Source organism: Tardiphaga sp., from assembly GCF_028290495.1.
Classification (GTDB): domain Bacteria; phylum Pseudomonadota; class Alphaproteobacteria; order Rhizobiales; family Xanthobacteraceae; genus Tardiphaga.
Genome location: NZ_JAQGJT010000113.1, coordinates 62,938 through 79,930, shown reverse-complemented (window position 1 = coordinate 79,930; position 16,993 = coordinate 62,938). Strand labels below are relative to the sequence as shown.

The 16,993-nt window shown below is 62.6% G+C and carries 19 protein-coding genes; 11 read left to right on the top strand and 8 right to left on the bottom strand.

The features are described 5' to 3' along the window. Positions 1–1,346, top strand: a 1,346-nt coding sequence (locus JWQ24_RS17340; RefSeq protein WP_299810555.1) for a glycosyltransferase family 39 protein, incomplete at its 5' end; no start/stop codon positions are given. A gap of 129 nt (positions 1,347–1,475) precedes the next feature. Here the strand turns inward: JWQ24_RS17340 and JWQ24_RS17335 are convergent. The 3 genes from JWQ24_RS17335 to JWQ24_RS17325 are packed head-to-tail and all read right to left on the bottom strand — an operon-like array spanning position 1,476 to position 4,106. Beyond that, a complete protein-coding gene (locus JWQ24_RS17335) occupies positions 1,476–2,294 on the bottom strand; it encodes an alpha/beta hydrolase (protein ID WP_299810552.1) in 819 nt (272 codons plus the stop codon). Continuing rightward, positions 2,294–3,082: an SDR family NAD(P)-dependent oxidoreductase gene (locus JWQ24_RS17330; RefSeq protein WP_299810549.1), complete on the bottom strand. Its 789-nt coding sequence runs from the start codon at positions 3,080–3,082 to the stop codon at positions 2,294–2,296. Before JWQ24_RS17330 ends, JWQ24_RS17335 begins: the two co-directional genes overlap by 1 nt. 49 nt (positions 3,083–3,131) lie before the next feature. Then, positions 3,132–4,106: a tripartite tricarboxylate transporter substrate binding protein gene (locus JWQ24_RS17325; RefSeq protein WP_299810546.1), complete on the bottom strand. Its 975-nt coding sequence runs from the start codon at positions 4,104–4,106 to the stop codon at positions 3,132–3,134. A 284-nt stretch (positions 4,107–4,390) separates the two neighbouring features. On the opposite strand from JWQ24_RS17325, the gene JWQ24_RS17320 reads away from it, so the two are divergent. From JWQ24_RS17320 to JWQ24_RS17310, 3 genes are all read left to right on the top strand, one after another. Further along, complete coding sequence (locus JWQ24_RS17320) at positions 4,391–4,801, top strand: cupin domain-containing protein (RefSeq protein WP_299810543.1); 411 nt, start codon at positions 4,391–4,393, stop codon at positions 4,799–4,801. A gap of 188 nt (positions 4,802–4,989) precedes the next feature. Continuing rightward, positions 4,990–5,688, top strand: coding sequence for a GntR family transcriptional regulator (locus JWQ24_RS17315; RefSeq protein ID WP_299810540.1), 699 nt, complete (start codon positions 4,990–4,992; stop codon positions 5,686–5,688). Between the two features lie 71 nt (positions 5,689–5,759). Continuing rightward, positions 5,760–6,155 carry a VOC family protein gene (locus JWQ24_RS17310; protein ID WP_299810538.1) on the top strand — a complete coding sequence of 132 codons (396 nt, stop codon included), beginning with the start codon at positions 5,760–5,762 and terminating at the stop codon, positions 6,153–6,155. Positions 6,156–6,194: 39 nt separating this feature from the next. On the opposite strand, the gene JWQ24_RS17305 is transcribed toward JWQ24_RS17310, so the two are convergent. Beyond that, entirely contained in the window at positions 6,195–6,908 is a 714-nt protein-coding gene (locus tag JWQ24_RS17305) for a DNA helicase (protein WP_299810537.1), read from the bottom strand. Between the two features lie 413 nt (positions 6,909–7,321). On the opposite strand from JWQ24_RS17305, the gene JWQ24_RS17300 reads away from it, so the two are divergent. After that, positions 7,322–8,101: a class II aldolase/adducin family protein gene (locus JWQ24_RS17300; RefSeq protein ID WP_299810536.1), complete on the top strand. Its 780-nt coding sequence runs from the start codon at positions 7,322–7,324 to the stop codon at positions 8,099–8,101. A gap of 120 nt (positions 8,102–8,221) precedes the next feature. Here the strand turns inward: JWQ24_RS17300 and JWQ24_RS17295 are convergent, their stop codons facing one another. The 3 genes from JWQ24_RS17295 to JWQ24_RS17285 form a co-directional block, all read right to left on the bottom strand. Next, positions 8,222–8,437 (bottom strand): hypothetical protein, encoded by a 216-nt coding sequence (locus JWQ24_RS17295; RefSeq protein WP_299810535.1) that lies wholly within the window; start codon positions 8,435–8,437, stop codon positions 8,222–8,224. 138 nt (positions 8,438–8,575) lie between these two features. After that, the gene (locus JWQ24_RS17290; RefSeq protein WP_299810532.1) at positions 8,576–9,979 is read right to left on the bottom strand and encodes a M20/M25/M40 family metallo-hydrolase; all 1,404 of its coding nucleotides are present in this window, start codon (positions 9,977–9,979) and stop codon (positions 8,576–8,578) included. 12 nt (positions 9,980–9,991) lie between these two features. Further along, positions 9,992–11,305 (bottom strand): glycosyltransferase family 87 protein, encoded by a 1,314-nt coding sequence (locus JWQ24_RS17285; RefSeq protein ID WP_299810529.1) that lies wholly within the window; start codon positions 11,303–11,305, stop codon positions 9,992–9,994. A gap of 169 nt (positions 11,306–11,474) precedes the next feature. On the opposite strand from JWQ24_RS17285, the gene JWQ24_RS17280 reads away from it, so the two are divergent. Beyond that, on the top strand, positions 11,475–12,722 hold the full coding sequence (locus tag JWQ24_RS17280) for a glycosyltransferase family 87 protein (RefSeq protein WP_299810526.1): 1,248 nt from the start codon (positions 11,475–11,477) through the stop codon (positions 12,720–12,722). 100 nt (positions 12,723–12,822) lie between these two features. On the opposite strand, the gene JWQ24_RS17275 is transcribed toward JWQ24_RS17280, so the two are convergent. Further along, positions 12,823–14,442, bottom strand: a complete 1,620-nt coding sequence (locus JWQ24_RS17275; protein ID WP_299810570.1) for a helicase HerA-like domain-containing protein — start codon at positions 14,440–14,442, stop codon at positions 12,823–12,825. Between the two features lie 62 nt (positions 14,443–14,504). Between JWQ24_RS17275 and JWQ24_RS17270 the strand changes: the two genes are divergently transcribed. From JWQ24_RS17270 to folB, 5 genes are all read left to right on the top strand, one after another. Next, complete coding sequence (locus JWQ24_RS17270; protein ID WP_299810523.1) at positions 14,505–14,627, top strand: hypothetical protein; 123 nt, start codon at positions 14,505–14,507, stop codon at positions 14,625–14,627. 92 nt (positions 14,628–14,719) lie between these two features. Continuing rightward, a complete protein-coding gene (locus tag JWQ24_RS17265) occupies positions 14,720–15,088 on the top strand; it encodes a DUF2267 domain-containing protein (RefSeq protein ID WP_299810521.1) in 369 nt (122 codons plus the stop codon). 71 nt (positions 15,089–15,159) lie between these two features. Then, positions 15,160–15,567, top strand: coding sequence for a DUF4332 domain-containing protein (locus JWQ24_RS17260; RefSeq protein WP_299810518.1), 408 nt, complete (start codon positions 15,160–15,162; stop codon positions 15,565–15,567). Between the two features lie 221 nt (positions 15,568–15,788). Next, positions 15,789–16,631 (top strand): dihydropteroate synthase, encoded by an 843-nt coding sequence (folP, locus tag JWQ24_RS17255; protein ID WP_299810515.1) that lies wholly within the window; start codon positions 15,789–15,791, stop codon positions 16,629–16,631. Continuing rightward, on the top strand, positions 16,628–16,993 hold the full coding sequence (gene folB, locus JWQ24_RS17250; RefSeq protein ID WP_299810512.1) for a dihydroneopterin aldolase: 366 nt from the start codon (positions 16,628–16,630) through the stop codon (positions 16,991–16,993). Before folP ends, folB begins: the two co-directional genes overlap by 4 nt.

Genomic DNA, 16,993 nt, shown 5'->3' with positions numbered 1-16,993 from the left:
AGACCCGCCGCCTGCTTGGCGCCGTTGTCGGCCTGATCGGCCTTGCGGTAACGAGGCGGCTGGGCCGGCGCGGCGGCGGTCCGCTTGCCGGTCTAGCGACGCTGCTGCTTCTGGCGCTGTGCCCGACATTCTACGGGCATATGTTCATGAACCCGAAGGATGCACCGTTTGCGGTTGCGATGGTGGTCCTGATGCTCGGCCTGGTCCGCCTGGCTGAGGAATATCCGGCCCCCTCGCCGCGGACCATTCTGATTGTCGGCCTCGGTGCCGGCCTGTCGATCGGATCACGCATCCTCGGCGGTCTCGCGCTGGTCTATGCGGTGGCCGGTTTTCTCCCGCTGTTGCTCGAAGAAATTCACACCCACAGCGCCCGCGACGCCGCGCATCGCTTCTTTCACGTGGTCTATGTGCTGCTCCCCGGCCTGGTCCTGGGTTACCTCGTGATGGGCCTGATCTGGCCGTGGTCGATCATGGAGCCCGGCAATCCGTTCCAAGCCCTGACCTATTTCTCGCACTTCTTCGAAAAGCCGTGGAAGGAAATGTTCGACGGCGCGCTGGTGTCGGTGCCGGACATGCCGTGGTCGTATTTGCCGACCCTGTTCGCACTGCAACTGCCCGAAGGCCTGCTGTTCCTCACCCTCGGCGGCGTGGTGCTGACCATCATGTCGCTGTCGCGCGACAGCGTGTCGCCGCGCCGCAAGACCATCCTGCTGATGCTGACCTTCGCGGCGATGCTGCCGCTGTTGATCGCGATGGTGAAGCGGCCTGCGCTGTATAACGGCATCCGGCATTTCATCTTCGTGATCCCGCCGATGACCGTGCTGGCCGGCGCCGCCTTTGCGTGGGGCATGGACTGGCTGCGCGTCAATCACCGTGGTGCACAGGCCGCCGCGGTCGCGGTGTTCTCGTTCGGCCTGATGTTGCCGGCGGCCGAGATGATCCGGCTGCATCCCTACCAGTACACCCACTTCAACTATATCGCCGGCACCGTGCGCCAGGCCGACGCGCTGTACATGCTGGACTATTGGGGCCTCGCGCTGAAGCAGGCTTCCGACGCGCTGAAAGAGCAGATTACCGAGCGCCAGGAAAGCCCGCCGGCCGGCCGCAAATGGAAGGTCGCCGTCTGCGGCCCGCAGCGCCCGGCCCAGGTCGCCCTCGGTCCCGATTTCACCATCGGCTGGGACAGCCACGCCGCCGACTTCGCGATGACGCTCGGCGAGTTCTACTGCAAGGGCCTCACGGCGCCCGTGATCGCCGAGATCAAGCGCGACGACGTCATCTTCGCCCGCGTCTACGACATCCGCGGCAGCAGCATCTCCAGCCTGCTGGCGATCCCGGCGCCGTAGCCCCTGACACGGATTTCGCCGTCTCCCGCGCGCGCCGTTCCATAGTCATCCCGGGACGAAACGACCTGATGGTCTCAAGCCGTTTCGTCCCGGTATCTTGTCGCGCTCAAATCGAAGCGAGCGTCCCGATCAAACCTCGACGCGATCGAAGAACTTGCGCACGATTTGCGCGCACTCATCGGGATGGGTCGCCGCGACGTGATAGGAATCGCCGGGCAGAACTTCGAGCTTCGAACCCGGTATCGTCTGTTGCCACGTCCTGACTGAATCGACGCTGGCCAGGCCGGACCCGGTCGTCGTGATAATGACCGTCGGGCATTTGATATCCGGCAACTCGGCCGTGATATCGACCGTCGGCACCATCTTCAAAAACGCTTCAAGGGTCGAAGCCGCCGTCTTCGACATCAGATTGACCCACCAGTCGATGGCGGCCGGCGGCAGCGAGGTGCCGAGCCGGAATGCGGTGGTCTCGCGGACCCACGGCTCGACGCCCTGTTCGCGGATCTGCTGGCGCCACCCTGGCGCGCGGTCCGCAAACGAGGTGAGCGAGGCCGGGGCGGCGACCCCGGCAACGGCGATCACCCGCTCCGGGTATTTGGCGGCAATGTGCAACGCCAGCGCCCCGCCAATCTTGCCGCCGATCAGAAACACACGATCCAGTTTCAGGGAATCGAGCAGCTTGATGATATCGGCGCCGAGCCGATCGAACAGATAGGTGTAGTCGCCTTTCATCGGCGTCGAATCGCCATAGCCACGCAAATCGGGACGCACCACGAGGTGGTGGGTCGCAAAGTAAGGCACCCATCGCCGGAATGCTTCGCCGCTTTCGGCGAGGCCATGCAACATGACCACCGGAGCCCGCGTGTCCCAGGGAAACAGATAGTCATCGACCCTAACCGCAAGTTCGCAATCGTCGCTGACGCGAACCTTGGAAATGTTGCTTGTCATTAGATGCACCTTGTTCCCCCGCCATCGATGTTGATGCAGGTTCCTGTAATGAATGAAGCGCGCTCCGAACAGAGGAACGCGACCATGCCGGAGACTTCTCCGGGCTGACCGACGCGTCCCAGTGGCACCGACGCGATGGCGGCGGCACTCACCGCGCCGGCAGCCTTGTTGTCGATCGCGGCGGTCTGTGAGAGCAGCGCGTCCCAACGCTCGGTTTGAACCGGGCCCGGATTCACGCCCGTCACGAGCACGTTGTCCGCGGCGCATTCTTCCGCCAGAGCCAATGTAAAATTCAGGAGCGCCGCATTGACGGCCCCGCCCGTCATATAAGCGGCTCTTGGCTGATGCCCGCTGCGGCCGATGATGTTGACCACGCGCCCCCAGCGACGCTCGCGCATCGCGGGCAGGACATTGCGGGCGCAACGCACGTAGCCCATCAGTTTCAGATTGAGCGACTTTTCCCAAACCGCATCGGGGGTTTCGGAAATGCGGCCCATCGGCGATGCACCGGCATTGTTGACGAGAATGTCGATACGACCAAACGCCTGACGCGCCGCATCCATGGCTTTCTCGACATCCTCCAACCGGGTCATGTCGCCCGCAAAGGCGATCACGCGCCGGCCGCTCGCTTCCGAGATTTCCCTTGCCGCCGCCTGAAGGCGGTCGGCGTCACGCGCGACGATCATCACGTCGGCATTTTCGGCGGCCAGTTCGGCGGCGATTGCCCGACCGATACCGATACTGCCGCCCGTCACGACGGCGACCTTGCCGGTCAGGTTCAAGTCCATGGAAACTCCATTCTCGCTATGCGTCCTATAGTTGGCGGGAAAACCCGGGCTAGTTCGCCGACGCTCCGGAAGCGCGAATGATCCCCGTCCACTTTACGGTGTCTTCGGCGAGGAATTTTCCGAAGGCGTCGCCGGAAAGATCGCCGGGTTCAGCGCCCAGTTCAGCGAAGCGTTTTTGCACATCGGGAAGCTTCAGGATTTCAGTGATCTCGCTGGTCAGTTTGGCGAGAACAGGCGCAGACGTCTTCACGGGCGCCACGAGACCAAACCAGGCGAAGGCTTCAAAGCCGGGAATACCGGATTCCGCTACGGTCGGCACATCAGGCAGCGCGGTCGCGCGCTTCGCGCCGGCAACCGCGATCGCGTTGATCGTCCTGGATTGCACCTGCTGCAGCAACGCCGGCATGTTGTCGAACATCATCGGGATCTGCCCGCCCAGCAGATCATTCATGGCCGGAGCCGCGCCTTTGTAAGGAACGTGCACGATGTTGATGCCGGTCATGCTCTTCAGCAACTCGCCGGCGAGATGGTTGGTCGCCCCGATGCCCGACGATCCGAAATCGATGGTGCCGGGCTTCTGCTTGGCGAGCGCCACCAGTTCCGCGACATTCTTGACGGGGAACGCCGGATTGACGACGAGCACGATCGGCACCGTCGCGATCAACGACACCGGCGCGAACACCTTGGCCGGATCAAAATTCATTTTCTTGTAGAGCGCGATATTTGTCGTCAGCGGCGGCGGCGCGGTCAGCAGAAGCGTATATCCGTCGGGCTCCGAAGTGGCGACCGCCTCAGCACCGATATTTCCGGCGGCCCCCGCGCGGTTGTCGATCAGGAACGGCTGCCCGTTCCGCTCCGTCAATTTCTGCGCCACGATACGCGCCAGGATGTCGTTGGAACCGCCCGCCGGAAACGGCACCACGATCTTCACGGGGCGGGAAGGATAGGTGTCGGCCCTGGCGGCTCCCGCGAGCATCATGGCGCTGCAGGCAAGCAGGATGGCGCGACGGCTGAATAGCTGCATGGTACGTTTCCTCGGTTTTGTTTTTATCTTGCTGCGCAAGGTTTTATGGCGAATGGCGACCGCTGGATCGCCGCTCCGGATCATTGTCCGGGACTGTTCGCAAACTGAATTCTGTCAGGGGATCTCGGTGGTAAGGATTTGCCATCTAAGGAACCGTCAACAATATTGTCAACAATATTGTTGACGGCGTTCGCATTGCCCCTTAGTCCAGCAAAATCGGCGATTGCTTCATCGAAAGTTGCAGCCGCTGCGAGCCGAAGGCGCTGAACGACCGGGGATTCACCATGGCGAAAACGCACATCATCAAGATCGAGAATGTGAACATCATCGAGCGAGGTGGTGGCGTTCAGACTACGCCGTTGATCACGCGCCATGACGCGGCCGATGCAAAGTTCACGACCGGCATGAGCGTTTACCCGAAGGGCAAGGGCGCATTCCCCCATCTTCACAACTGCGATGAGCAGGTCACTCTGCTGGAGGGGGTCGGAGAGTGCGAAGTCGAAGGCGTGGTGACGCCGCTGGTGCGTTACGACAGCACCTACATCCCCGCCGGAAAGGTCCACGCCTTTCGCAATACCGGCGATACGCCGATGCGCATCCTGTGGATCTACAGCTCGATGGAAGTTACGCGCACGTTCGAGGGAAGCGATGAAGAAGTGGAGCATCTCTCCGCAAGGGATCTGATGTCGAAGTAGACCGGCCAGCAGCCCTTGTTAGGCACGCAAGCTTATCAAGGGCGACGCTGGAATTCACCAAAGTAGCGCATCGCGAACACCGACTTTTCGACTCTCAGCCTATTGGATGTATGCAGGCCGTTCGACGGACAACCTCCTGCTCCACTCGAGCGCCCGTCCGCTGAAAAATCAGACAATGGAATCGAGTGATGCTCAGAGAAACGCCGTCGATTCCCGCTGCCGATTCCAGTTCGGCACAAGCCGCCGCGGCCAGCAGGGTCCTCAACGAAATTCGCTTTGATATTCTTTTCGGCCGGCTGCGTCCGCGCGAGCGACTTCTCGAGACTGAATTGTCGCAGCGGTTCGGCGTCGGCCGCTACCTCATCCGCAGCGTTCTCACCGAGCTTCAGCGCGTCGGACTGGTCGAACTGCGGCAAAACCGCGGGGCGGTCGTCAAGGACCCGGTAACGTCGGACGTCGATCATCTCTACGATTTGCGCGCCGTCCTGCAGCGCGAGGCGGCCAACAGGATTCCGCTGCCGGCCGGCAAGGAGTTGCTGGACGCATTGGCGGCTCTTAACGCCCGCTACCTCTCCAGCCTGACGGAAGGCGAACCCGGCGGGGTTGTCGAAGCCAACGAGGATTTTCACAAGATGCTGTTCGGCGCTTGCGGCAATCCCTACCTGGCGGAGATGATCGAGCAACTGTGGCAGAAGACCGCCACGATCCACTGCTCGGCCATGGGTTCACCCTACCTTTCCGGTCGATCGCATCAGGAACACATCGACATGATCGAGGCGCTCAGGGTGGGCGACAGGACCACCCTGGTCCGGTTGTGCGTCGACCACATGCTGCCTGCCTTCGAAGCCTACAAAGCCGCACACGGAGGCTGGTCGACGCGGAGCTAAAGCCCTGTCCGGCCGTGATCCGACGCGATCCCCTCGTTTGAACACCCATCCAAAAATCCCGGAGGCCAGCCATGTCGACGTCAACGCCGCAGATCGTCCTCGATCACGTTCATATTTACACCGCCAATCCGGCGGCATCCGCAAAATGGTTCGCGGACTCGCTGGGCGCTGAAGTCGTCACGTCGCCCATTCGCATCGAAGCCAAGCTCGGCGGCCTTCGCGTCTTCTTCGAACAGGTATCGGAAGCCGACGCGGTTGGCGCTGCGCCGACCTCGCCCCACAAGGGGTATGACCATCTGGCTTTTGCCGTGAAGGATCTGGATGCCCTCGCCGCCGACATGAAAAGCAAGGGCGTCGTTTTCACCAGGGAACCACTGACCATCCGGCCGGGCGTTCGCATCTGCTTTATCGAAGGACCGGACGGCATCTCCATCGAACTGCTGGAGCGGGACGCGAAATACACCTGACCGGCGCCACCGGCTTGTGCACCGGCGTCGGCAAACGGCTCAATGCGACGCGTGAAATCGAACGTCGCCATTGTTCAGGAAGCACGTCTTGCTGAACAAGCGGAGATCGACGGGATTAGGCAACCGGACATCATCCAGATCCGGACATGGCTTCAATGATGGATCGTACGCGCGGTCGATCTGCGAGATGAAGACAAGGATCACTCCGCTGCGGCGCGCGAAAGTCTGCAGCGTACGGACCTGAACCATCAATTCCGGTTTGTCGCGCCTTTGATCCAGCAGCTGCAGATAGTCGACGACCACCAACGTGCCGCGCGGCACGTTGGCCAGTTTCGCGACGATGTAATCGGCGCTGATATCGTCGGAATTATCGAACGTGAACAGGCCATCGAAGTCCGCAGGCGCCACGCCAATGGCGCGGAAGCGATCCAGCACTTCCTTCTCCGTGTATTCCAGCGAGAGGAACACACTGCGATGTCCGGACTTCATCGCTTCCACGGCCAACCCGAGACTCATCAGGGTCTTGCCGTGGCCCGGGCGCGCGCCCAACAGCAGCAGATCGCCGGGAGATAGCTGCGCAAACAGTTTTGCCGCCGGCATGGAAGAAGACGCCCGGGACACCAGCAAACTCCAGCTGGCAAAACCTTCCTGCGCAGCGATGCGATCGAGCGCTTCGTGCAGCGGAATGTTGTCCGTGCGGGCTAAAAGCCCGGCGTTGCGCTTCAATCGATGGATGGGCGCTGAGAGTTGCATGTCGGTAACCTCCCGTTGCGAACGACGTCACAACCCTTCCCTATGCGTGGTGTCCGAACAGTGGGTTCGATGATCAGACAGCCCCGCATGAATGATGCTTTCCCGTCGGAGGGGGAGGCGTGAGCCGCGCCAGAATCAAAAGCTAGCGCAATCCCGCCCGAGTCGAAACGGCCGACGTCTCGCTCCCCCGGACGGGAACAAGGCCCGGCCCCGCTCGATCCGACGACGTCGCTCATGCGCAGAAACCCGGGCAGTCGGACTGGACGGGTTTCGGCTACGATTCAGCGTCACTCATGCCGCCCAACTCATTCGCCACAGCATGACTGGCCCGCAATCCGTCTGGCTTGCTGCCCGCAGGCGGCGGGACTAGAGTTTCGTCAGCCAACCACAAGCATTGCAACGGGAGAGATCATATGTCGCCAGCTGAAGCGCGTCTCAAGGAAGTGCCGGCCAAAATGTCCGAGGCCGAGTGGGCGCAGCGCGTCAACCTTGCCGCCGCCTATCGTCTCGTCGCCTATTACGGCTGGGACGATCTGGTCGACACCCACATTTCCGCCCGCGTCCCCGGTCCCGAGCACCACTTCCTGATCAACCCCTACGGGCTGATGTTCGATGAGATCACCGCCTCCTGCCTGGTCAAGGTCGACCTGCACGGCAATCTGCTCAGCGAGAGCGAATACAACATCAACCCGGCCGGCTTCACCATCCATTCGGCGATCCACGAGGTCCGCGAGGACGCCGGCTGCGTGATGCATCTGCACACGCCGGACGGTACCGCGGTGGCCTCCTGCCTGGAAGGCCTGCAGCCTTTGAACCAGACCGCGCAACTCGTCACCCACGATCTCGCTTATCACGACTATGAAGGCATCGCGCTCGACCACGACGAGCGCCCGCGCCTGCAAAAGGATATTGGCGAGAAGAACTTCATGCTGCTGCGCAACCACGGCACGTTGACCGTCGGCCGCTCGGTAGCCTCGGCGTTCGAGCGCATGTTCCATCTGGAACGCGCCTGCACCATGCAGGTCCGCACCCGCATGCTCGGCCCCGTCGCTTATGCGGTGGACCAGGCCGTCATCGACAAGAACACCGCCGTGGTCTCGAACCCCGATCGCGCCGAACTACGCTCGACCAAGCTGGTCTGGCCGCCGCTGCTGCGCAAGCTCGACCGTCTCGACCCCTCTTACAAGAACTGAGTTTTGCGCTATAAGGAGGTCACAAGACCTCTGCACTGAATCAAAACGCCGTCCAATTTCGGACGGCGTTTTTTTGTGCGTGCGCGCAGCGCGCTTGCTTCGACCAAAGTCGATCAGCCCCTACGGCCGCATGAACATGAAGTCCGTATCGGGATCGCAATTGTCGGCGACGAAGCGAAGCTCCGACTGGACGTCGGCCGCACTTCTTGTTTCGAGATATTTGGAGACAAGGAGACCGAGCAGCGAACGGCAGACGCCGTCATGATCGACGCCGGCGGCTTGCGCCTCGGCCATTGCTGCGGCGAAATGGCTCTTCGCGATATCGGTTGCGGACATCTCGACTCCCTTTTCGTCCTTGCACCATGAAAGCCCGGTGCCGCCCTTGATCTGCGTCAAAGCCTGGCGCTGAGAAGTCAGCGCGTCGTTTGCAGCCCGGATATCGCTTCGCTCATCCGGGCTACGCGCTACATTTTACTACCTCTTCGCCGCCGCCAGTGCGCCCAAAATCCGTACCCACGACCGAATGCCCTTGTGGAAGCTTTTCAGGTCGTACTTCTCGTTCGGCGAGTGGATGTTGTCGTCGTCCAGCCCGAAACCAATCAGCACGGTGTCGAGCCCGAGCGTGCGCTTGAAATCCGCGACGATCGGAATCGAAGCGCCTGAGCCGATCAGCAGCGCTTCCTTGCCCCACTCCTCGGTCAGCGCGGCGCGCGACGCCGCCAGCGGCTTCATGTTCCAGTCGAGCGCTATCGCCGGTGCATTGGAGTGATCGAGAAACTCCGCCTTGCAGTCGGCCGGCAACCGCGCGGTCACAAAAGCGCGGAACGCATCGCGGATGGTGCGCGGGTCCTGGCCGGCCACGATGCGGAACGAGACCTTGGCGGAGGCGTGCGACGCGATCACCGTCTTGGAGCCCTCGCCGGTATAGCCGCCGAAAATGCCGTTGATGTCGCAGGTCGGCCGCGACGTGATCTGCTCGATCAACTCGCGGTTCTTCTCGCCGGCCGGGATCGAAAGCCCGATCGGCCCCAGGAACGACGCCGCTGTGAGGCCGAGCTTCTTCCACTGTGCCAGAATATCGGCCGGCAAATCCTTCACGCCGTCATAGAAGCCGGGAATCGTGATGCGGCCGTTGTCGTCATGCAGCGCGCCCAGAATTTTCGTCAGCACGCGGATCGGGTTCTGCGCGCCGCCGCCATAGATGCCGGAATGCAGGTCGCGGTTGGCGGCGGTGATCTTCACCTCCTCGTAGACGAGGCCGCGCAGCGAGGTGGTGATGGCCGGCGTCTCGGGGTCCCACATGCCGGTGTCACAAACCAGCGCGAAATCGGCGGCGAAATCCTTCTTGTGCTGCTCCAGGAACGGCACGAAGTTCTTCGAGCCGACCTCCTCCTCGCCCTCGATGACGATGGTGAGATCGAGCGGCAGCGAACCCGTGACGTGAACCCACGCACGGCAGGCCTCGATGAAGGTCGAGAGCTGGCCCTTGTCGTCCTGCGCGCCGCGCGCGACGATGATGTCGCGGCCATCGGCATGTTTGGTGACCACCGGCTCGAACGGCGGGCGATTCCACAGTTCCAAGGGATCGACCGGCTGTACGTCGTAATGGCCGTAGAACAACACGTGCGGCCGCGCGCCGGTGTTGCCCTTCGCCGTGGCGACGATCGCCGGATGTCCGGCGGTCGGCCGCACTTCGGCGTTGAAACCGAGCGTCGCGATATCTGCCGCCAGATGCGCCGCCGCCTGCTTGCAGTCCTCGGCGAAAGCCGGATCGGCGGAGATCGACTTGATCCGCAGCAGCGCGAACAGGCGTTCAAGCGAATGATCGAAATCGGCATCGACGCGATCGAGGACCGGCTGCAGCTGCGACGTGGACATGGCGGATTTCCCTTAAGCGACTCTCTCTGGAACTTCAGATGAATCTAGCAGCGGCGGCGCGTGGTGCATATGCCAGATCAGGCCGCCGACCAGCAGCGCGGTCGCCAGCAAATTGTTGCCCCAGGCCTGCAGCATCGCCGGAAACACCGGCAGCGACAGCACCATCAACACGCCGACGATGCCGAGCAGCGTCCACGTGCCAGTCCGCACCTTCGGTCGCGCGTCGAACGCCGCGCGATGCATCAAGACCGTCAGCGGCATGAAAAGCCACATGAAGTAATATTGCCGCGCCAAAGGCGACGCCACCGTCATCAGGCAAAACAGAATACCGAGCTCTTCCGCCGTCGAACGCTCCGTCATCTTCCGGTAGGCGGGAATGACACAGATGAAGCCGAGCCCGATCAGCCCGATCACCGCCAGCACGATCCAGTTCGCGGTCTTGTAGGACACATCGAGCACGTTCATGTATTCCGGCGCGTGCCGGGGGTCGTCCATGTAATAGTTGATTGGCCGCACCAGGCGGTGCGTCACCGCGATCAGCGACTGGTTGACCCACGACCAGTTCTGCTCGTCGCGCTGGCCAAACCCCTTCTCCGAACTGGAGCCGACCATTGCCGAGAACCAGGTCTTGAGTTCGGCCGCGTTGCGCTCAAAACCACGCACCGGCGCCGGCATCACATAAAGCAGCGCCAGCGTCGCCACGACCATGCTGGCGGAAGCCGCCCAGCGCCGTCGCCACAGCAGATAGGGCAGCACCGCGACCGGAAACATCTTGATGGCGGTCGCCAGCGCGAACATGCTGCCACCTAGCCAAGGTCGGCCCTTCTGCATCCACCAGAAGCCCAGCAGCATCATCGCCAGCAGCACCAGGTTGGGCTGGCCGAGATCGTACTGATCGAACACGAAGGTGACGGTGGCGAAGCCCGGCAATGCGGCGAGCCACGGCGCCGGAATCTTCTTCGAGCCGGTCATCGCATTGGAGAGCTGGCTGGTGATCGCCCACGCCGCCGAATTCAGGATCGACAGGCCGAGATATAGCGGGATCTTGCCGAACCAGGCGGGGATCGCCAGCATCACCGCCGGCGGCGGCGGATAGATAAAATCAAGCGCGCCGTTGGTGATGCTCTTGTAGAGATCGCCACCGGTCAGCACCTGACGCCCGGCCCAGAACCACAGCGCATAGTCCTTGGTTTTACCGTTGCCGAAGATCTCCGGCACCAGCACGTCTGCCGTCAGCAGCACACAGCAGAACAGAAAAAGCACATCGAGCGGCTGCCGCAACGACGGCCATCGCAGTACCGGCGTCTCGCCGTCATTCTCAGTCAATTCGCCGTTCCCGATGCCGTTCCTTCGAACTGGGGAGGTAGCAGACAAAGCCCGCCCTGCAAACCGGCCCGGCGCGCCCATGACGTGGCGGCGGACGCAGGGTGCCCAAATGCGCATGCGTTCACCAGAAACATTCAGCAACTTGTGGTCGTACCATTCGCGCTTTACGATGACCCCGGATGCTCCACCGATCGGCCATCACATGATCCGTGAATTTTCCCGCCGTTACTGGCCGTGGTTGGTGCTGTTCGTCGTCGCCGCGGCGTATTATCCACGCTTCGTCCATCCTGGCGGCATGGTGCTGTACCGGCACGCCGCCGAATGCGTGTGGACGCAGCAGATCTTGCAGGTCTGCGACGTCGCCTTCACCTACCCGCCGGCCTTTGCCTTCGTGATGCTGCCCTTCGTGGCGATGCCGCTGTGGCTGGCGGTGCTGATCTGGTACCTGATCACGCTTGCCTGCACCGCATGGTCGCTGGTGCTGTGCCGCCGGCTGGCGCTCGGCCTGATCCCCGGCCCATGGACGGAGAACGAGCTGGGCTGGTTTGCGGGGCTCAGCTTCCTGCTCAGCCTGAAGTTCATCCTCGCGGTCTATGAGGACCAGGCCTACGACCTTCTGGTGCTGCCGCTGACGCTGTGGGGCATCCTGGCGCTGGTCGAGCGTCGCGATCTCGCGGGCGGCGCCTCGCTCGCTTTCGCCGCCGCGCTCAAGGTGACGCCGCTGATCTTCCTGCCCTATCTGCTGTTCAAGCGCCGCTTCGCCGCAGCCGGCCTGTTCGTCGTCGTGCTCCTCGCGGCGTCGTTTAGCGCCGACCTGTTCTTCACCCCGCAGGGCGGCGTGCACGGCTATTTCATCACCTGGCTGCACGAAGTCGCCGCCCCCGGCCTGTTCGAGAATTCCACCGCGGCGAGATACGCGTTCTGGGACGGCGCCAATCCGTTCAACCTGTCGCTGCGCGGCATGACCGCACTGGCGATCGACCAGACCGCCTGGCAGTCCAGCTTCGTGCCGATCCTGCGCGCGACGCAACTGCTGTTCGCGGTGCTGATCGGCGCGCTGTTCCTGGTGGCGCTGGGCTGGGAGCTGATCGCGGTGGAGGGCTCCTTACTGTTCATCGCGATGCTGATGCTGTCGCCGATGTCCGGTCGCGGCCATTTCGTGACGCTGATGCTGCCGTACTGCGTACTGGTCGCCGCCTGCATCAAAGACAACAGGACAAAATGGCTCGGCGTCGCCGTGCTCGTGCTCAGCTTCTTCCTCGGCACCGGCATCCCCCGCGATATCGCGCCGCGCGGCTGGACCGAGTTCATGCGCATGCACAGTGATATCAGCTGGGGCACGCTGGTGCTGATCGTCTATCTCGCGATGCTGATGATCTTCCCGCAACGCTGGGGCATTGCAAGGACGAAGGCCTAACGAGCCACCACACTCCGCTGTGATCGCCCGGCTCGACCGGGTGACGACAGTCTTCATCGTGGCATCGACGCGCCCGCCTCACTCCTTGCCCCGGACAACCTCAGCGCTTCAGAATTCCGCCCAAGGTGCCGCGCACGATCTCGCGGCCGATCGAACCGCCGAGCTGGCCACCGACCGACTTGCCGAGGCTGGCGACGATTCCACCGACCACCTTGTTGGTGACCGAGCGCGTCACGCTGCGCGCGATCACCTGTCCGGTCGTCATCTTGCCGCGCTGGCCGGTGCCGAAGATGCTGCCGACGATCGAGCCGAGCTGTCCGAGAATGCCGCCGCCACCGGCCGCCCCACCCTCCGCCGTAGCCGCCGTGCCGGCGATCCGCCGCTGCAGCATTTCGGAGGCGGAATCGCGATCCACCATGGTGTCGTATTTGCCCTTCAGCGGGCTGCCATTGATAATCGCGGTACGTTCCTGCGGCGTCAGCGGCCCGATCCGCGCGGTCGGCGGCCGCACCATCACGCGCTCGACCATCGCAGGCGTGCCATTGCCCTCAAGGAACGAGACCAGCGCCTCGCCCTTGCCGAGCTGGGTGATGACTTCCGCGGTGTCCAGCTTCGGATTGGCGCGAAACGTCTGCGCGGCGGCCTGAACCGCCTTCTGGTCGCGAGGCGTGAAGGCGCGCAGCGCGTGCTGCACGCGGTTGCCGAGCTGCGCCAGGACCTTGTCCGGCACGTCGATCGGGTTTTGCGTCACGAAGTAGACGCCGACGCCCTTGGAGCGGATCAGGCGGACGACCTGCTCGATCTTGTCCATCAACGCTTTCGGCGCGTCGTTGAACAACAGATGGGCCTCATCGAAAAAGAACACCAGTTTCGGCTTCGGCGGATCGCCGGCCTCCGGCAGTTGCTCGAACAATTCCGACAGCATCCACAACAGAAAGGTCGCATACAGCTTCGGGCTCTGCATCAATTTGTCGGCGACCAGGATGTTGACCATGCCGCGGCCATCGCGGTCGGTGCGCATGAAATCCTTGATGTCGAGCGCCGGCTCGCCGAAAAACATCGCGCCGCCCTGATTTTCCAGCACCAGCAGCTGGCGCTGGATCGTGCCGACCGTCTGCTTGGTGACATTGCCGAATTTCTGCGCGGCGGCGCGTATCGCAGCCATCTCGTCGTTGTCGCCATCGCCGTCGCCGGCCTTCTTGGTGACCGGAATGATGGCGTCGAGGATCGCGCGCAGATCCTTCATGTCGAGCAGCGGCAGGCCGTTGTCATCGGCGACGCGAAACGCGACGTTGAGCACGCCCTCCTGCACGTCGTTGAGGTCGAGCATTCGCGACAGCAGCAGCGGCCCCATTTCAGAGACGGTGGCGCGCACCGGATGGCCCTGCTCGCCGAACACATCCCAGAACACCGTCGAGAACTGGTCGGGCTGGAAGGTCAGCGCCATTTCCTTGGCGCGCGCGAGAATGAAGTCCTTGGCCTCGCCGACTTCGGCAATTCCCGACAGATCGCCCTTGATGTCGGAGGCGAACACCGGCACGCCGGCGCGGGCAAAGCCTTCCGCCATCACCTGCAGCGACACGGTCTTGCCCGTTCCGGTCGCGCCGGTAACGAGACCGTGGCGATTGGAGAGACCGAGCGTCAGCCACGCCGGCTGCTCGCCCTTTCCGATAAAAATCTTCTCGCTGGTATCGATCGTCGTGGTCTCGGTGGCCGCCATCGGGTCGCCTCTTCGCGCATGCATCAAAAACGATCAGCCTGTTCATCGAACCCTACTTCATAATGACCGGCGATGAAACGCCAAGCGAACGCCGCTCGCATCTGCAGCGAATTGACCAAAATTTCACGTTTGCGATTGCATTGATGCAACACACGACGGCGATGAAGCTGAATCGGGTGTCGTGAGGCTTCAGCGTCCTTGTAATTCAAAATACGCGGGCACAAGATAAATTCAGCAACAAGGTGCCGGCAATTAACCGGCAGAGGCGGGGCGTTACATGAACGAGTTGATCGAACAGCTGACTGCAAAGGTCGGTATTGATAAAGACGTGGCTGAAAAGACCGTCGGCATCATACTGGGATTTTTGCGCAAGGAAGGCCCGATCGAGCCGGTCAACGAATTGATCGAGAAAATCCCCGGCGCAGAAGATGCAATCGCATCCAACAGCGGCGGCGGCGGCGGCCTGAGCAGCCTGATGGGCGGCGGCCTGATGGCGCTGGGCGCCAAGCTGATGGGCCTTGGCCTCGGCATGGGCGAAATTCAGAGCATTGCGCGCGAACTGTTCAAGTACGGCCGCACGAAAATCGGCTCCGAGGCCATAGACAAGATCATCGCCGGCACGCCCGGCCTGAGCCAGTTCGCCTGACCGTCTGTTACGTCAGCCTCTCGCAAAGACACTTCCTGTAAGCGTCAAGCACCTTTTTATGTTTGAGTATCATGACATATCCTATTTCCAAGATTGACGGCTTGACGGCGTTTGCCGCGACCAAGCTGAAGACGGCAGGCATCCGCACCATGGAAAGCCTGCTGGAGGCCGCGCATACCGCGAAGGGTCGCAAGGAACTCTCCGCCAAGACCGGTTTCAGCGAACAGCAACTGCTGGAATGGGCCAACCTCGCCGACTACCTGCGGATCCCCGGCATGGGCAAGGCCAAGGCCGAACTGCTGCGCGCCTCGGGCGTCAACACGGTGCGCGAACTCACCCACCGCAACCCCGCCCGCCTCGCGCAAGCGATGAAAGACGCCAACGACAAGCGCAAGCTGGTCCAGGTGATGCCCTCAGAAAAATCCGTCGGCCAGTTGATCGAAAAAGCGCGCAAACTGTCGCTGAAGATTACGTATTGATCGCTGCACGTTCCGCGTTCGGCACTGTCGTTCCGGGCAGGAGCAGCGTTAGCTGCGAGTGAACCCCAGCCACTCCAACTGCAGTGGCGGGGAACCTCGAGATGTTCAACCATCTCTGGATTCCGGGTCTGCCCTCCAGCCGGCTGCGCCGTCTGAAGCGCATCCCGGAATGACAGGATGGCCATCTTGACTCCCCTCTCCCCGTCGCGCAAAGCCACGCCATGAGCGCTGGCCCTGCAAACCCCGTTTCGCGCCATCCGGTGCTGGCCGCGATGCTGTCGCGGCCGTATCCCGCCGTCATGGGCATCCTCAACGTCACCCCGGACTCCTTCTCGGACGGCGGCCAGTTCGATGCGCCGGAGCGCGCGCTGGCGCAGGCCCGCCGCATGATCGAAGGCGGCGCGGATATTCTGGACATCGGCGCCGAATCCACCCGGCCGTACGGCTCGCAGCCAATTACCGCCGACGAGGAATGGCAGCGCCTCACGCCGGTTCTTGCCGAGGTCATTGCCCTCGGCATCCCCGTCTCGATCGACACCATGAAGGCGTCGGTCCTGGCCCGGGCGCTCGCTGCCGGCGCAGCGATCGCCAACGACATCTGGGGCCTGCAGCACGATCCCGAGATGGCCCGCGTCGTCGCCGATTTCGATGCGCCGGTCGTCGTCATGCACAACCGTGACGAGGTCGATCCGTCGATCGATATCGTCGCCGACATGAAGAGCTTCTTCGCGCGTACACTCGACATCGCCGCGAAAGCAGGCATCGCGCCCCGAAACCTGGTGCTCGATCCCGGCATCGGCTTCGGCAAGACGCCACAGCAAAGCATGATCGCGCTCGCGCGCCTGCCAGAACTCGCCAGCTTCGGCCTGCCGATCCTGGTCGGCGCCTCCCGAAAGAAATTCATCAGTACCGTCGTGCCCTCCGAACCGCAGCAGCGGCTCGGCGGCTCGCTGGCCGCGCATCTTCTGGCGATGCAGCGCGGCGCCACCATCATCCGCGCGCATGACGTTGCGGAAACCGTGCAGGCGCTGCGCGTCGCAGCAAGCATCGAGGATTCCAAATGAGCGACATGATCTTCATCAAGGGCGTTTCGGTGCATGCCCATCACGGCGTGCTCGATCATGAATCTCACGTCGGCCAGCGCTTCGTCATAGATCTCGAGCTCACCGCGGATATCGCGGAGGCCTCGCACAGCGACCGCCTCGGCGACACCGTCTCCTATGCCAATGTCGTGGCGACCGCGATCTCCGCGTTCAAGGACGTCAACTACAAGCTGCTCGAACGCGCAGCCGGCGCGGTCGCCGAAGCGGTGCTGGCGGCGTTTCCGAAGATCAGCGTGGTCAAGATCACCGTGCACAAGCCGCACGCGCCGATCGCCGCGATCTTCGACGACGTCGGCGTCATCCTCACCCGCACCAGGAAGTAG

What these genes read in the sequence shown, in the direction of transcription:
- JWQ24_RS17270 (WP_299810523.1), top strand. Translation starts at nt 14,505, where the DNA reads ATGACCGGCGATGAAACGCCAAGCGAACGCCGCTCGCATCTGCAGCGA.
- JWQ24_RS17300 (WP_299810536.1), top strand. Translation starts at nt 7,322, where the DNA reads ATGTCGCCAGCTGAAGCGCGTCTCAAGGAAGTGCCGGCCAAAATGTCC.
- folP (WP_299810515.1), top strand. Translation starts at nt 15,789, where the DNA reads ATGAGCGCTGGCCCTGCAAACCCCGTTTCGCGCCATCCGGTGCTGGCC.
- JWQ24_RS17335 (WP_299810552.1), bottom strand. Translation starts at nt 2,294, where the DNA reads ATGACAAGCAACATTTCCAAGGTTCGCGTCAGCGACGATTGCGAACTT.
- JWQ24_RS17280 (WP_299810526.1), top strand. Translation starts at nt 11,475, where the DNA reads ATGACCCCGGATGCTCCACCGATCGGCCATCACATGATCCGTGAATTT.
- JWQ24_RS17310 (WP_299810538.1), top strand. Translation starts at nt 5,760, where the DNA reads ATGTCGACGTCAACGCCGCAGATCGTCCTCGATCACGTTCATATTTAC.
- JWQ24_RS17320 (WP_299810543.1), top strand. Translation starts at nt 4,391, where the DNA reads ATGGCGAAAACGCACATCATCAAGATCGAGAATGTGAACATCATCGAG.
- JWQ24_RS17295 (WP_299810535.1), bottom strand. Translation starts at nt 8,437, where the DNA reads ATGTCCGCAACCGATATCGCGAAGAGCCATTTCGCCGCAGCAATGGCC.
- JWQ24_RS17260 (WP_299810518.1), top strand. Translation starts at nt 15,160, where the DNA reads ATGACATATCCTATTTCCAAGATTGACGGCTTGACGGCGTTTGCCGCG.
- JWQ24_RS17330 (WP_299810549.1), bottom strand. Translation starts at nt 3,082, where the DNA reads ATGGACTTGAACCTGACCGGCAAGGTCGCCGTCGTGACGGGCGGCAGT.
- JWQ24_RS17315 (WP_299810540.1), top strand. Translation starts at nt 4,990, where the DNA reads ATGCTCAGAGAAACGCCGTCGATTCCCGCTGCCGATTCCAGTTCGGCA.
- folB (WP_299810512.1), top strand. Translation starts at nt 16,628, where the DNA reads ATGAGCGACATGATCTTCATCAAGGGCGTTTCGGTGCATGCCCATCAC.
- JWQ24_RS17325 (WP_299810546.1), bottom strand. Translation starts at nt 4,106, where the DNA reads ATGCAGCTATTCAGCCGTCGCGCCATCCTGCTTGCCTGCAGCGCCATG.
- JWQ24_RS17275 (WP_299810570.1), bottom strand. Translation starts at nt 14,442, where the DNA reads ATGGCGGCCACCGAGACCACGACGATCGATACCAGCGAGAAGATTTTT.
- JWQ24_RS17305 (WP_299810537.1), bottom strand. Translation starts at nt 6,908, where the DNA reads ATGCAACTCTCAGCGCCCATCCATCGATTGAAGCGCAACGCCGGGCTT.
- JWQ24_RS17265 (WP_299810521.1), top strand. Translation starts at nt 14,720, where the DNA reads ATGAACGAGTTGATCGAACAGCTGACTGCAAAGGTCGGTATTGATAAA.
- JWQ24_RS17290 (WP_299810532.1), bottom strand. Translation starts at nt 9,979, where the DNA reads ATGTCCACGTCGCAGCTGCAGCCGGTCCTCGATCGCGTCGATGCCGAT.